The 13,360-nt window shown below is 71.8% G+C and carries 13 protein-coding genes and 2 tRNA genes; 6 read left to right on the top strand and 9 right to left on the bottom strand.

What is annotated here, in order from left to right:
- Positions 1-45: 45 nt before the first annotated feature.
- Both ACFYXB_RS31380 and ACFYXB_RS31375 read left to right on the top strand, forming a co-directional pair.
- Positions 46-1,452 carry a hypothetical protein gene (locus ACFYXB_RS31380; protein ID WP_389588054.1) on the top strand — a complete coding sequence of 469 codons (1,407 nt, stop codon included), beginning with the start codon at positions 46-48 and terminating at the stop codon, positions 1,450-1,452.
- Complete coding sequence (locus ACFYXB_RS31375; RefSeq protein ID WP_389588052.1) at positions 1,453-3,249, top strand: AAA family ATPase; 1,797 nt, start codon at positions 1,453-1,455, stop codon at positions 3,247-3,249.
- Positions 3,250-3,258: 9 nt separating this feature from the next.
- Here the strand turns inward: ACFYXB_RS31375 and ACFYXB_RS31370 are convergent, their stop codons facing one another.
- The 5 genes from ACFYXB_RS31370 to ACFYXB_RS31350 form a co-directional block, all read right to left on the bottom strand.
- Entirely contained in the window at positions 3,259-4,452 is a 1,194-nt protein-coding gene (locus tag ACFYXB_RS31370) for a ribonuclease inhibitor (protein ID WP_389588050.1), read from the bottom strand.
- Positions 4,449-5,777, bottom strand: coding sequence for an SDR family NAD(P)-dependent oxidoreductase (locus ACFYXB_RS31365; RefSeq protein WP_389588048.1), 1,329 nt, complete (start codon positions 5,775-5,777; stop codon positions 4,449-4,451). Before ACFYXB_RS31365 ends, ACFYXB_RS31370 begins: the two co-directional genes overlap by 4 nt.
- Before the next feature lie 27 nt (positions 5,778-5,804).
- Positions 5,805-5,876 (bottom strand) — tRNA-Glu (locus ACFYXB_RS31360).
- A gap of 12 nt (positions 5,877-5,888) precedes the next feature.
- Positions 5,889-5,959 (bottom strand) — tRNA-OTHER (locus ACFYXB_RS31355).
- Positions 5,960-6,024: 65 nt separating this feature from the next.
- Positions 6,025-6,270 carry a WhiB family transcriptional regulator gene (locus ACFYXB_RS31350; protein ID WP_351359156.1) on the bottom strand — a complete coding sequence of 82 codons (246 nt, stop codon included), beginning with the start codon at positions 6,268-6,270 and terminating at the stop codon, positions 6,025-6,027.
- Between the two features lie 271 nt (positions 6,271-6,541).
- Between ACFYXB_RS31350 and ACFYXB_RS31345 the strand changes: the two genes are divergently transcribed.
- Positions 6,542-7,333: a VOC family protein gene (locus tag ACFYXB_RS31345; RefSeq protein ID WP_351359153.1), complete on the top strand. Its 792-nt coding sequence runs from the start codon at positions 6,542-6,544 to the stop codon at positions 7,331-7,333.
- A gap of 25 nt (positions 7,334-7,358) precedes the next feature.
- Here the strand turns inward: ACFYXB_RS31345 and ACFYXB_RS31340 are convergent, their stop codons facing one another.
- The 3 genes from ACFYXB_RS31340 to ligD form a co-directional block, all read right to left on the bottom strand.
- The gene (locus ACFYXB_RS31340; protein ID WP_389588045.1) at positions 7,359-8,390 is read right to left on the bottom strand and encodes a LacI family DNA-binding transcriptional regulator; all 1,032 of its coding nucleotides are present in this window, start codon (positions 8,388-8,390) and stop codon (positions 7,359-7,361) included.
- A gap of 229 nt (positions 8,391-8,619) precedes the next feature.
- Positions 8,620-8,796 carry a hypothetical protein gene (locus tag ACFYXB_RS31335; protein WP_351359147.1) on the bottom strand — a complete coding sequence of 59 codons (177 nt, stop codon included), beginning with the start codon at positions 8,794-8,796 and terminating at the stop codon, positions 8,620-8,622.
- A gap of 67 nt (positions 8,797-8,863) precedes the next feature.
- Positions 8,864-9,877 (bottom strand): non-homologous end-joining DNA ligase, encoded by a 1,014-nt coding sequence (gene ligD / locus ACFYXB_RS31330; RefSeq protein ID WP_389588043.1) that lies wholly within the window; start codon positions 9,875-9,877, stop codon positions 8,864-8,866.
- 73 nt (positions 9,878-9,950) lie between these two features.
- On the opposite strand from ligD, the gene ACFYXB_RS31325 reads away from it, so the two are divergent.
- Positions 9,951-11,030: an ATP-dependent DNA ligase gene (locus ACFYXB_RS31325; RefSeq protein ID WP_389588041.1), complete on the top strand. Its 1,080-nt coding sequence runs from the start codon at positions 9,951-9,953 to the stop codon at positions 11,028-11,030.
- A gap of 105 nt (positions 11,031-11,135) precedes the next feature.
- Positions 11,136-12,125 carry a DUF3048 domain-containing protein gene (locus ACFYXB_RS31320; protein WP_389588040.1) on the top strand — a complete coding sequence of 330 codons (990 nt, stop codon included), beginning with the start codon at positions 11,136-11,138 and terminating at the stop codon, positions 12,123-12,125.
- Between the two features lie 21 nt (positions 12,126-12,146).
- On the opposite strand, the gene ACFYXB_RS31315 is transcribed toward ACFYXB_RS31320, so the two are convergent.
- Positions 12,147-12,611 carry a MarR family transcriptional regulator gene (locus ACFYXB_RS31315; protein WP_351359136.1) on the bottom strand — a complete coding sequence of 155 codons (465 nt, stop codon included), beginning with the start codon at positions 12,609-12,611 and terminating at the stop codon, positions 12,147-12,149.
- Positions 12,612-12,824: 213 nt separating this feature from the next.
- Between ACFYXB_RS31315 and ACFYXB_RS31310 the strand changes: the two genes are divergently transcribed.
- Positions 12,825-13,360 (top strand): CoA transferase subunit A (locus ACFYXB_RS31310; protein WP_389588038.1); only part of this gene is annotated, 536 nt, incomplete at its 3' end.

Here is a 13,360-nt window from a genome sequence, read left to right as displayed (position 1 = left end):
CTGGTACCAATGATCCAGGGGGAAATCCGGTACGGGGGGCGGCACATGGCGTACGGAGAGCGGGGGCGGGGGCGTCCTGCCGTGGTCGACCTCGCCGACCGCAGGGCGCTCGAGCGGTACCGCCCGGCGGACGCGGCGGTGGTCGAGGAGGCGCGGCGGCTGAAGGAGGCCGCGCTGCTGGACTTCGGGCTGACCGAGTCGGCGGTCGCGTCGTGGCTGTTCGCCAAATGCCACCACCAGCTCGCCACGACCGCGATAGACACGGCGGCCGTGGTGGCCTCTGGCGACGGCTCCTGTCTGCTGCTCTACAACCCGGACTTTTTCGTCGGACTCGGCCTGGACGGCGTGAAGTTCGTGCTGTTCCACGAGGCGCGGCACCTGGTGCACCGGCATCTGTTCGCCGAGCCGGAGCTGCGCGACGACCCGGTCTTCGAACTGGCGGCGGAGGTCTCCATCAATCACGTGGCCCTGGTCCGTCTCGGCCGCGAGGAACTGCCCCTTCTGGACGGCAGTCCGACGGGCGTCGATCCACGGAAGGTGTACGACGCCTACCGCCAGGACCTGATGGCGCACGGCCTGGAGCCGGTGCCGTACGAGACGTTCACCGAGACGGACATGCGAGTGTACGGCGAGCTGAAGCGCATGCGGCACCCGCTCGTCCCGGAGCGGCGGATGTGCGTGCATCTGGTGGACGGGTCGGTGCCCGCCGACCAGGAGACCGTGGACGCGGTGACGTCCTCCGCGCTGCTCAACTCCCTGCTGGCGGCCCGGCGAGGGCACACGGGCGCGGAGCGTGAGCTGCTCGACCTGATGGGCCGTACCGAGGACGGCTCGGCGCGGGCCGCCCGGATCTGGGGGAACCTGGGCGCGGGAGTGCTGCGCGGCGAGACCACGCGCACCCGTACGGTCCACTGGTGGCAGCGCTGGCTGGTCGACGTGCTCGGCTCGAAGCTGCGCGACGGTGAGCGGTTGGTGTATCCGAAGAAGCGGGGCGCGCTGCTCGCGGCCCTGGGCCAGGACCCGATGCTCGCGCGGCGCGGCCCGGTGCGGGACAAGGTGCTGGTCATCGCCTTCGACACGTCGGGTTCGATGCCGGACCACGTGATCCGGTGGCTGACCGAACTCGTGGGCCGGATCGACGGGGTGGAGGCGCACTGGCTGTCGTTCGACGCGGTGGTGATGCCGTTCCGACCGGGCGAGAGGGTGTTCGGCGGGGGCGGCACGAGCTTCCAGGTGGTCGCCGACTACGTGGAGGGCCGTACGGAGGTGAACGGGCGCCGTTTCGACGTGAAGCCGGACGCTGTCGTCGTCCTGACGGACGGGTACGCCCCGCCGATCACACCCGCCGAGCCTGACAAATGGATCTGGTTGATCACCGAGGGCGGCAGCGAGTGGCCCGAGACGCACACCCCCGCGATGGACTGCCATCGCGTCACCACAGGATCGCGGTAAATGACCACGGACACACAGCAGTCGACGACGTCCCGGCTCGAGTCGTTCATCGACGCGATGATCGACATGGGGCAGACGGGCCAGGTCTTCGGTGAGCACGGCATCGGCAAGACGGCGACGTTCTTCTCCCACATCGCCCGCGCCCGTCCGGACACCACGCTGGTTTATGTCCCGGCGGCGAACCTCACCCCGGACGACCTGCTCGTCAACGCGCCGGTGCGCGACCCGGACACCGGTGAACTCGTCCTGCGCCAGCTGGTGATGAGCCAGCTCAAACCGGGCCGGCCGTTCGTGCTCTTGATCGACGACTCGCTCCAGGCGGGCGACACGATCCAGTCGCAGCTGATGCAGATCGCCTGCGACTGGACGCTGGGCGAGCACGATCTGCGGGCATTGGGCTGTGTCGGTGTCTTCCTCACCGACAACGAGTCGCTGTCCGAGACGTCCGCCCGGCGCGGCGACCTCGCCCTGCTCGACCGCATGGTCACGATCCGGATCACCGCCAACGACACGTCCTGGCGGCGCCATCTGGCGGCCAAGTACCGCCCGTGGGACCTGCGTCCGGTGTTCTCCGTATGGGCGTCGCTCTCCCCCGCGCTGCGCGAGCTGCTGTCCCCACGCACGCTCGACCACGTCCTGGCCAACGCCCGGGAGGGCTTCCCGCTGCGCTGGGGTCTGCCGCTGGTGGACGGCGAGCGGCTGCGGCTGGCGGAGCCAGGATCGGACGGCCGCCCGGGGCAGAACCGCACGGCGGAGATCCTCGACCGGATCGCCGAGGCGGTGGGCGTGCCCAACCCGGCGACGATCCCCGATCCGGTACGGCAGGTCGTGCGGGCGGCGCTGCGGGGCCGCTGGACGGTGCTGTTGCAGGGCCCGCCGGGCTGCGGCAAGACGGAGCTGGTGCGGCAGACCCTGCGCGAGGGCCTGGGCCGCGAGGCGCTGTACTTCTCCCTGCCGGTGACGAACGTCGAGGACCTGTGCGCGCCGATCCCCTCGCCGGACGGCACGTTGGACAATCTGCTCGCTGCGCACTTCACGGGTCCGGAGCCGAAGGCGATCATCTGGGACGAGTACAACCGGCCGAAGGACAGGGCGGCGTTCGCCAAGCTGATGGAGGTCACCCAGGAGTGGTCCCTGGCGGGTCGGCCGATCGAGAACCTGCGCGCCCAGATAGCCGTGCAGAACCCGCCGTACCACCTGGGCCGCAAGCTGCTGGTGTCCCGGAACAACATCGCGCAGGCCACCCGCTTCACGGCCTCGCTGGAGGTGGCGCCGGAGGACATCCCGGCCAACGAGTGGCTGCTCGCCCGGTACGGCTCGGACGCCGAGACGGTCCTGGAGTGGTGGAAGCACGACATCGACGACGACGGCCGCGCCTGGATCACCAAGCGCACCCTGGAGCGGCTCATCAAGCTGCACCGGCGTGGGCTGCCGCTGGAGATGGGCACCGTCTACCTGGGCGACGGCGAGTACGCGCCGGTGCCGCTCACGGCGCTGCTTGACCGGCTGCGCGGCCGGCCGGTGACGGGGCTGCGCGAGCTGGCCCGGGACGTGGACGCGTGGGAGGCGCGGCTGCGCCGGGCGGCCGAGCGGTCCGAGGAGGGCGGCGACGACAGCGATGTGGTCCACCAGATCCTGGCCAACGCGGAGCTGTCCCAGCTGAAGAAGCACCGGGCGGTGGTGGCCCGGCTGGTGGCGCTGCTCCCGGCGAAGCTGCGGGCGACGTATCTGGTGGGCGCGTCGGAGAAACAACAGCGTTTCTGGACGGAGGTGTTCACGGGGATGCGCCGCGGCTGAGCGGTGCGGTCAGGGCTCCGGCTGCGGGGTTGGTGCCGTGCGGTGCACGCTGCGTACGGCCGCCACGTCGGCGGGGAGCGCGGGTGCGGGAACGTGTGCGCTGAGGGTGTCCAGGCGGCGTTTGACGCTGGTGGCGATGCCGGTGCCGAGCCGGAAGCGGGTGGCCGTGGTGGCGCGGTGCGCGTGGTCGAGGAGGCGGTGGGCCTCGCGACTGCGGAGCCCGGTGTGGGTCAGTACGAGGTGGGCGAGGCGGTGCCCGGTGCCCGCGAGTGCCGCGCCGATGGTGTCGGCGGCGGCCAGGTCGAGCCGGTTGTCCTCGGCCGCGAGGACCGCAGCCGCCCGCACCCGGCCGAGGTCGAGCAGGGTGACCCCGGCCGCGGTCGCCGCCGTCACCAGCCGGGCGGCGGCCCGCGGTCCGATGGCGTTGCTGGCGACGGACAGCCGGGTGAGCCGGCCGTACGACGCCCGTTCCAGGGCTTCGGCGAGCCGGAGCGCGCCCGCGTCGCCCAACCGGGCCGCGGACACGTACAGTTCGTCGACCGTGCCCTCGGCGAGCACGGCGGCGAGGGCCCGCGCGCCCGCCTCCCCGAGCGGGTTGCCGCCGACGAAGAGGCGCTCGATCCGGCGCCCGCCCGCCGCCGCGGCCAGCAGGGCGTCGGCCAGGACGGCGGCGCCCGCCGGGTCGAGTCCTGTCTGGACGAGGTCGAGGGTGCGCAACGACCGTGCGGACTCTATGAGTTCGGCCGCCGCGTGCCCGCCCCCGCTGCCGAGGGGGTTGCGTTTCAGCCAGACGCCGGTGACGACCTGCGGCGAGGCGCGCAGGTTGTCGGCGATCCGGCAGGCACCGCCCGCGGTGATCCCGTTGCAGCCGAGGTACAGCGTCTCGACGTCCCCGGTCGCCTCGGAGACGGCGTCGGCACCGTCGTCGCCGAGCGCGTCGGTGCCGAGCAGCAAGTGCCGTACCGGGGAGGGCCCTTCAGCGAGGGCGTCGGCGATCAGTGCGGCGCCCTCCGCGCCGACGCCCTGCTTGCACAGGTCGAGCCGGCCGTCGGGCAGGGCGGTTCCGGCGGCGAAGTCCAGCCGCTGACCTGCCGGGCGTCCGGCGCGCAACCAGTCCAGGAGCGGGGTGAGTTCGGCGAGCGGTCGCGGCGCGACGTACGGCACTCCCGCGAAGCCGGCATCTTCCCTCGGGTCCTCGCTCACCACTCCGCCTCCCGGTAGTCCTTCAGGAACACCCCGGACACCGGGTCCCCGGCTTCGCCGCGCACGATCGGGTCGTACACCCGGGCCGCCCCGTCCACGATGTCCAGCGGGGTGCGGAAACCGGCGCCCGCCATCCGGGCCTTCTTCGGTGCCGGGTTCTCGTCGGTGATCCAGCCGGTGTCGACGGCGCACATGTGCACGCCCCGCTCGGCGAGTTCGGCGGCGCTGGTGCGGGTGAGCATGTTGAGGGCGGCCTTGGCCATGTTGGTGTGGGGATGGCCCGCCATCTTGTTGCGGACGGCGAAGCGGCCCTCGACAGCGGTCACGTTGACGACGTAGCGGCGCGGGTGCGGGGAGGCGAGCAGCAGCGGCAGCAGCCGGTCGCACAGGAGCGCCGGGGCGAGGGCGTTGACCAGCTGGGTCTCCAGGACCTCCGCCGGGTCGAGCGCGCCGAGCCGGGCCGACCAGGAGTTCTCCGGGGAGGGGTCGGGCAGCAGCCCGGCCTCGTCGGCCTCCCGCAGCGCGGCCGGCAGGGCCGCGGCGGAGCCCGTCAGCACCCGCAGCGGCGTGAACCCGGGGGCCCGCCGCGCCCCCGGCGGCAGCGCGGCGCTCTCACCGGCGGCGAGCAGCGCGTACGACTCGGGTGGCCGGCGCACGGTCTGGGCGGCGTTGTTGACGAGGATGTCCAACGGCCGTCCCTCGTCCCGCAGTTCCTCGCACAGGCCCAGCACCTGGCGCGGGTCGCGCAGGTCGACGGCGAGGACGGTGAGCCGGTCCAGCCAGTCCGCGCTGCCGGGCGCCTCCCGGAAGCGGCGCACGGTGTCGTGCGGGAAGCGGGAGGTGACGAGGAGTTCGGCGCCGTCCCGGAGCATCATCAGCGCGAGCTGGAAACCGATCTTCACCCGGCCGCCGGTGAGCAGTGCGCGGCGCCCGCCGAGGTCGGTGCGCAGGGCGCGGCGGGCGGTGTTGTCGGCGGCGCAGTCCGGGCAGAGCCGGTGATAGAAGGAGTCGACCTGGCGATAGGCCGACTTGCAGACATAGCAGGTGCGCGGCTTGTGGAAGACGCCCCCGGCGCCGGGCACGGCCAGTGGTGCGTCCTCGCGCCGGTCGAGGGCGCCGGTGGCGGTGGCGGCCATCGCGGCGGCGTCGGCTGCCGAGATGTCGGCGCCCCGCGCCTTGCGGCGGCGCAGCCGGCCGTCGCGCGCGAAGGACGCGGCGACCTGTTCTGCCCGCAGCCGCTGCGGATCGTCGAAGGGCAGCTCCCGCAGCTTCCCCACGACCTGGTGGAAGGCGGCCAGTTCCGCCTCGGTGATCGCCTCGCCCATCCGTCCCGCCCCGTGTCCGCCCTGCCGTGGTCCCGGCCGGATTCGAACCGGCGTGACCGCCCTGAGAAGGCGGCGCGCCTGCCTCTGCGCTACGGGACCGTACGACGCGCATCCGGACGACCGGATTCGAACCGGCGTGGTCGCCATGCCAGGCGATGCGCCTGCCTCTGCGCTACGCCCGGACGCGCCCCCGGATCCTAACCGCACACCGCGGCCGCGGTCGCAAGGATGTGCGCACCGGGTGACGTCAGCGCGAGGTGCGCCGGAGCTCCAGCCGCTCCTTCTCGGACAGGCCGCCCCAGACGCCGAAGCGTTCGTCGTTGTCGAGCGCGAACTCCAGGCATGCGGAGCGGATGGGGCACATGCCGCAGATCCGTTTGGCATCGCGTACGGAGCTGCCGGGCTCGGGGAAGAAGAAGTCCGCCCCGGTCTGCGCGCACAACGCCCCCTCCTGCCAGGCGAGGTCGGGCGAGGTGATCGTTTCGATGTGCATGGCCAGGATCGTGCCGAGCGGCGAAAAACGTTCGATCAACGTCCGGTCAACGGCGTGTCCATGGCCCCCGGCCGCCCCGATGATGCTCCTCCGGAGGGCCGCGGCGCACGGCGGCGCGCGGAAGCCGAACGAAAACAAGGGGAATCCGGCTGGTCACCCAAGGTGATCGTGCATTTCGGTCCGGCGGGCCGCGGCGTTGGCACACCGATTGTCAGTGGGCGGTGCCAGACTCGGCGGTGCAAAGAACGGGACCCTTCCGAGGAGGGCGACAATGCTCACCACCCGTTTCGTCAACGGCGCTCCGAACTGGATCGACGTCGGCACGTCCGACATCGACGGCGCCATCTCCTTCTATGGCTCGCTCTTCGGCTGGCAGTTCCAGTCGGGGGGACCCGACGCCGGTGGCTACGGCTTCTTCCAGCTGGGCGGCCGGACCGTCGCCGGTGGTATGCAGACCACCGCCGAACAGGGCCCGCCCGCCTGGACCGTGTACTTCCAGAGCGAGGACGCGCAGGCCACGGCCAAGGCCGCCGAGCAGGCGCACGGCAGCGTGCTGTTCCAGCCCATGGACGTGATGGGCCAGGGCCACATGGCGGTCCTCGCCGACCCGGCGGGCGTGCCGTTCGGGATCTGGCAGCCCGGCAGCAACAAGGGTGTGGACGTGGCCGGCGAGCCGGGTTCGCTGTGCTGGATCGAGCTGTACACACCGGACGAGGCGGCAGCCGCCGCCTTCTACCACAGCGCGCTCGGCCTGGAGACCTCAGCCGTGCCGTTCCCCGGCGGCACCTACACCTCGATCAATCCGGCCGACGGCGGCGACGAGGACATGTTCGGCGGCATCGTCCCGCTGGCCATCGACCCGACGGAGGCGGCGGCCGGTCCGTACTGGCTGCCGTACTTCGAGGTGGAGGACCCGGACGCGGTGGTCGCCAAGGCACAGGAACTGGGCGGCACGGTCCGGATGCCCGCGACGACCATGGACGGTGTGGGCCGCATCGCCAAGCTCGCCGACCCGTACGGCGCCCGCTTCGCGGTGATCAGGAGCGCGCCTCCGCAGGAGTGAGCGGCGGCGGACTGGAAGAGCGGGGCTAGGCGGATGCGCGTCGTACCAGCGTCGTCGGCAGAATGACGCTGGACGGCGCGCCTTCGGTGTTCTCGTCGCGGCCACGGGGGTCGAGGCCGCGCAGCAGCAGGCGGGCCATCAACCGGCCCATCTCCTCTATGTCCTGACGGACCGTCGTCAGGGGCGGGTCGCTGCGTTCCGCGACGAGCAGCATGTCGTCGAAGCCGATCACGGCGACGTCCTCGGGCACCCGCCGCCCGCTTTCACGCAGCACGCCCAGGGCACCGGCGGCGGTGAGGTCGTTGGCGGCGAACACGGCGTCCACGTCCGGGCAGCGGTCGAGGAGTTCCCGCATGGCCCGTTCGCCGCCGGCCGGGGTGAAGTCGCTCTCCACGATCAGCTGTGGATCCACGTCCCCCATGACGCCCCGGTATCCGTCGAGCCGGTCCACCGCGGAGGTCTGGTCGAGGGCGCCGGTGATGTGCGCGATCCGGGTCCGGCCGAGGGAGACGAGGTGCCGTACGGCCTCGCGGGCGCCGCCCCGGTTGTCGCTGTCCACATACACCGGGGTGCCGTCCTTCCAGTCCGGCCGGCCGCCGAACACCGTGGGCACACCGGCGCCCTGGATGAGCCCGGGCAGCGGGTCGTCGAGGTGCAGGGAGAAGACGAGCGCGCCGTCGACGTGGCCGCCGGCGAGATAGCGGGCCACGCGCGCGTGGTCGGCACGGCCTTCGGTCAGGAGCAATACGAGCTGGTTGTCGTGCGCGGTCAACTCCTTGCTGATGCCCCGGAGTTGGAGGGCGAAGAAGGGGTCGGTGAAGACGCGGGTCTCCGGTTCGGCGATGACGACGGCAACCGCCTCGTGCCGCTTCGTCACCAGGCTGCGCGCCGCCTGGTTGGGGACGTAACCGAGTTCCTCGACGGCCTGCCGGACACGCTCGACGAGGGTTTCCCTGACCCCGTCCCCGCCGTTCACGACCCGCGACACGGTCGCCCGGGACACCCCGGCCCGCGCGGCCACGGCCTCCAGCGTGGGGCGTGGCGCTGTCTCGGTCACTTCGGGACTCCTCCTCGGCGGTTGCCGATCAGGATAACCCCGGGTCGAACAGCCGGTGAGAGCGTTTTCGCAGGGCCCCACGACCGCTCGGGCCAGCCGCCCGATGCCCCGTTCCGCTGCCGGAGGCAGGCACCGGGCACGGCCAGCCGGCGCCTGCCTCCACAACCCCAGCAGCCCCGCCACCGCCGTCCGGACGTTCAGTGGGCCGGGGCTCCGCCTCTCTCGGCCGTCACGCGGGGCCGATGTCGTCCGTCCGTTCGCCCTCCGCCTGGGACGGTTCGGTCCGGGGGACGTCCGGGTGCTCCTCCATGGTCGTACGCCCGGGCTGCTCCTCGCGTTCGCCCTCCGCCTGGGAGGGGGTGTGCGAGTACAGGCCGGCGTCGTAGTCCGAGCCTGAGGTCTTCATGGTGGGCCTCCCTTCGTGGCTCACCTCCATGCTGCTCCCTCGGACCCAGCGGGGCGAGCGGCCCGCGCTACGTCTCCTTCTTCGCCCGGCTCGGCTGTACCCGCTTGGGTTCGCCCGGCATCTTCGGGTACTCGGGCGGGTACGGCAGGTCGCCGAGGCCGTGGTCGTGCTCGTCGCGGCGGGCGAGTTCGAGCAGGGCCTCCAGGGAGAAGGCGTGGTCGTCCATGTCCGCGTGGACGTCGCCGAGTTCGGCGAAGCGCGCGGGCATCGTCGCGAGGTCGAAGTCCTGGGGGTGGACGTCGTCCACCTCGTCCCAGCGCAGGGGCGCCGAGACGGGGGCGTGCGGGCGCGGCCGTACCGAGTACGCAGAGGCGATGGTGCGGTCCCGGGCGGTCTGGTTGTAGTCGACGAAGATGCGCTCGCCGCGCTCCTCCTTCCACCACTTGATCGTCACCCGGTCCGGCATCCGCCTCTCCAGCTCCCGGCCCACGGCGATCGCGGCGCGCCGTACCTGGGTGAAGGTCCAGCGCGGTTCGATGGGCACGAAGACGTGCAGTCCGCGGCCGCCGGAGGTCTTGGGAAAGCCCCGCAGTCCGCCGAATTCGTCGAGGACGGCGCGCAGTTCGTGGGCGGCGCGGACGGCGTCGGCGAAGTCGGTGCCGGGCTGCGGGTCGAGGTCGATGCGGAGTTCGTCGGGGCGGTCGACGTCGGTGCGGCGCACCGGCCAGGGGTGGAAGGTGAGCGTGCCGAACTGCGCCGCCCACAGCACGGCCGCCTCCTCCGTGGGGCACATCTCGTCCGCGCTGCGGCCGCTGGGGAAGGTGATGTGCGCGGTGGGGATCCAGTCGGGCATGTTCTTGGGCGCCCGCTTCTGGAAGAAGGACTCGCCGGTCACGCCGTCCGGATAGCGCTCCAGGGTGGTCGGACGGTCGCGCAGGGCGCGCAGGATTCCGGGGCCGACGGCGATGTAGTACCGGGCGAGGTCCAGCTTGGTGAAACCGCGTTCCGGAAAGAAGACCTTGTCCGGGCTGGACAGCCTCACGGTCCGGCCGCCCGCCTCCAGTTCCACCGCTGCACCCATGCGGATACCGTAGGTGCCGCCAGCATCCCGTGCACACCGGGCGGCGCCCGGAGATTGCGAGCAGAATCGGAGCATGGATCTCCCGGTGATGCCACCCGTGAAGCCGATGCTCGCCAAGTCGGTGGTGAAGATCCCGCCGGACATGCACTACGAGGCGAAGTGGGACGGCTTCCGGGCGATCGTGTTCCGCGACGGCGCCGAGGTCGAGCTCGGCAGCCGTACCGGAAAGCCCCTGACCAGGTACTTCCCCGAGCTGGTGGCGGCGCTGAAGGAACGGCTGCCCGAGCGCTGTGTGCTGGACGGCGAGATCGTGATCGCCCGGGAGGGGCGGCTCGACTTCGACGCGCTGACCGAGCGGATCCATCCGGCGGACTCCCGGGTCCGCATGCTGGCCGAGAAGACCCCCGCCTCCTTCGTCGCCTTCGACCTGCTGGCGCTGGCCGACGAGTCGCTCCTGGACGTCCCGCTGACGGACCGGCGGGCCCTGCTCGCCGGGGCCCTGACCGGGGTGACGGCACCCGTGCACCTGGCACCGGCGACCACCGATGTCGAGGTGGCCCAGCGGTGGTTCGAGCAGTATGAAGGGGCCGGCCTGGACGGTGTCATCGCCAAGCCGCCCACGCTGCGCTATCTGCCGGACGAGCGCGCCATGTTCAAGATCAAGCACGAGCGGACGGCGGACGTCGTCGTCGCGGGCTACCGCTTCCACAAGAGCGGCCCGGTGGTGGGCTCGCTGCTGCTCGGGCTCTACGACGACCAGGGCGCCCTCCAGCACGTCGGCGTGTCCGCCGCGTTCGCGATGAAGCGGCGCGCCGAGCTCGTCGAGGAGCTCGAGCCGCTGCGACTGGACGACGTGTCCGGGCATCCGTGGGCGGCCTGGTCGGACGAGGCGGCCCATGAGTCGGCGCGGCTGCCCGGGGCGCCGAGCCGCTGGTCGGGCAAGAAGGACCTGTCGTGGGTGCCGCTCAGGCCGGAGCGGGTGGCCGAGGTGGCTTACGACCACATGGAGAACGGGGTCCGCTTCCGGCACACGGCCCGCTTCCGCCGCTGGCGCCCGGACCGTACGCCCGAGAGCTGCACGTACGACCAACTGGAGGAGCCGGTCACCTACGATCTCGCTGAGATCCTGGGGCCCACTCCGCCCTCCGGCTGAGCCGATGGGCTCATGCAGCGCGCGCGATCGGGACTGATCTGGTATGGCCATCGATGAGCATATAAGCGCACAATCGATGGGACAGACTGGGTGGTAACTGTGGGCATGGGTGAGAGGGCGCGCACACGACGCGCCACATTGACGGCGGCCGCGCTGGCCGCCGCGATCACGACCGTCCTGGCGGCGGGTTGTACGACGACACACCGCCCGGTCGACGACGGCCGCGGCAACCACCAGGCACCCACCCCGACCAGGAGCCAGGAGACCCCCCGCAGCACCGGACCGGTGCTGGCGGTGAAGATCGACAACGTGGGCGCGGCCCGGCCGCAGACCGGGCTGAACGCGGCGGACGTCGTCTACGCGGAGCAGGTCGAGGGCGGGCTGAGCCGTCTGATGGCGGTGTACGCCACCAAGCTGCCGAAGTCCGTCGGGCCGGTGCGCAGCGCACGCGAGTCCGACCTGGAACTGCTGCGTCAGTTCCACGATCCGACGCTCGCCTTCTCCGGCGCCCAGCGCAAGCTGTTGCCGCTGATCGACAAGGCGCCGCTGACGCCCGAGACACCGGGCGAGGGCTCCGACGCCTTCTACCGCGGCACCGACAAGCCCGCGCCGCACAACCTCTACCTCCGTCCCGACCGGCTGCTGCCGGACCCGCCCGGCGCGGCGGCCCTGACCACCGGCTTCCACTACGGTCCGGCCCCCTCGGGTGGCCGGACCGAGACCACGCGCACCGTGCGCTATCCCTCGGCCCGCTTCACCTTCACCTGGTCCGCGGACCGCAGCCGCTGGCTGGTCTCCATGGATGGCACCCCCGCCGAGACCAGCGACGGCAAGCGGATCGCCCCGGCGACGGTCGTGGTGCAGTACGTGAAGATCCACGAGTCCGCGTACCACGACGTGCTCGGCAACAACACGCCGTACACCGAGACCGTGGGCTCGGGGAAGGCCGAGGTGCTGCGCAACGGCAAGGTCTTCGATGCCACCTGGAACCGGCAGGGGGCGACCGACGGCACGGAGTTCACCGGCACGGACGGCACACCGGTGAACTTCGCGAAGGGCCAGGTGTGGGTGGTGTTCGCGCGGGCCGCGTCCTGAGCGTCCGTGCCGTGCGACGCGTCAGGGCTGTGCGACGAGGGGCTCCGCGGGGTTGCGGAGCCCCTCCGCGGCGTCCGCGACCCGGCGGATGAGATCGAAGAACAGGGTCTGCTCCTCGGCGGAGAGCGGGGCAAGGAAGACCTGGTTCATGCGCGCGGTGCGCACGGTCAGCTTGCGGTGGGTGCGCAGCCCGTCGTCCGTGAGGCGCAGCAGGAAGCGCCGGCCGTCCTGCGGATCGCGCACCTTGTCCAGGAGCTCGCGGCGGCCGAGCCTGCTGATCACCTCGGCCACGGTCGACCGGTCGAGGCCCACCCGTTCCCCCACCGTGCGCTGGTCGAGCCCCGGCTCGGCGACGAGCGCGTTCAGGACCGCGAACTGCGGCGAGGTGATCTCCTCCGAGACCATCGTGTTCCACAGCAGGTAGTGCGCCTGCTGGAGCCGCCGGGCCAGGTGCCCGGGGTGGGTGGTGAGGTCCACCGCGGCCATGTGCGCTCCCGTGGTCGAATGGGTTGGCAAATTAGTTCGTGCACTGAAGGATACCCGCCGCTCATCCCCCTGTCTGCGGCCGTGCCCGCCATCATTCTCTCGGGTCTTGACGCTGCAGGGCAGCGATGGCAGCGTGAGGAACTCCTCACCGAAATACTCAGTGCCCTGATTAATTCACTCGGTAGGGCGCCAGGAAGAAATGAGGCTTCTCGAATGGACAAGGTGGTTGCCTCGGCCCTGGAGGCGGTGGCGGACGTGCCGGACTGGGCGTCGTTGGCGGTGGGCGGGTTCGGGCTGAGCGGTGTGCCGAATGTGCTGATCCAGGCGTTGTACGAGCGGGGGGTGCGCGGTCTGTCGGTGGTGTCGAACAACTGCGGGGCGATGGAGTCGGGTCTTGCGGTGTTGCTGGCGGCGGGGCGGATCGCGCGGGTGACGGGCTCGTACATCGGGGCGAACAAGGAGTTCGCGCGGCAGTATCTGGCCGGTGAGCTGGAGGTGGAGCTGATTCCGCAGGGCACGCTGGCCGAGCGGCTGCGGGCCGGCGGGGCCGGCATTCCCGCCTTCTACACGCCGGCCGGGGTGGGCACGCAGGTCGCCGAGGGCGGGCTGCCGTGGCGCTACGACGGCTCCGGCGGGGTCGCGCTCGCGTCGCCTGTGAAGGAGGTGCGGGAGTTCGACGGCACCGAGTACGTGCTGGAGCGCGGGATCCGGACCGATTTCGCGCTGGTACGGGCGGCGAAGGGCGACCG

This window comes from Streptomyces sp. NPDC002619 (assembly GCF_042889305.1).
In the GTDB taxonomy this organism is placed as follows: domain Bacteria; phylum Actinomycetota; class Actinomycetes; order Streptomycetales; family Streptomycetaceae; genus Streptomyces.
Note: the sequence above shows the minus strand (reverse complement) of the source record. Positions and strands in the feature narration are given on the sequence as shown.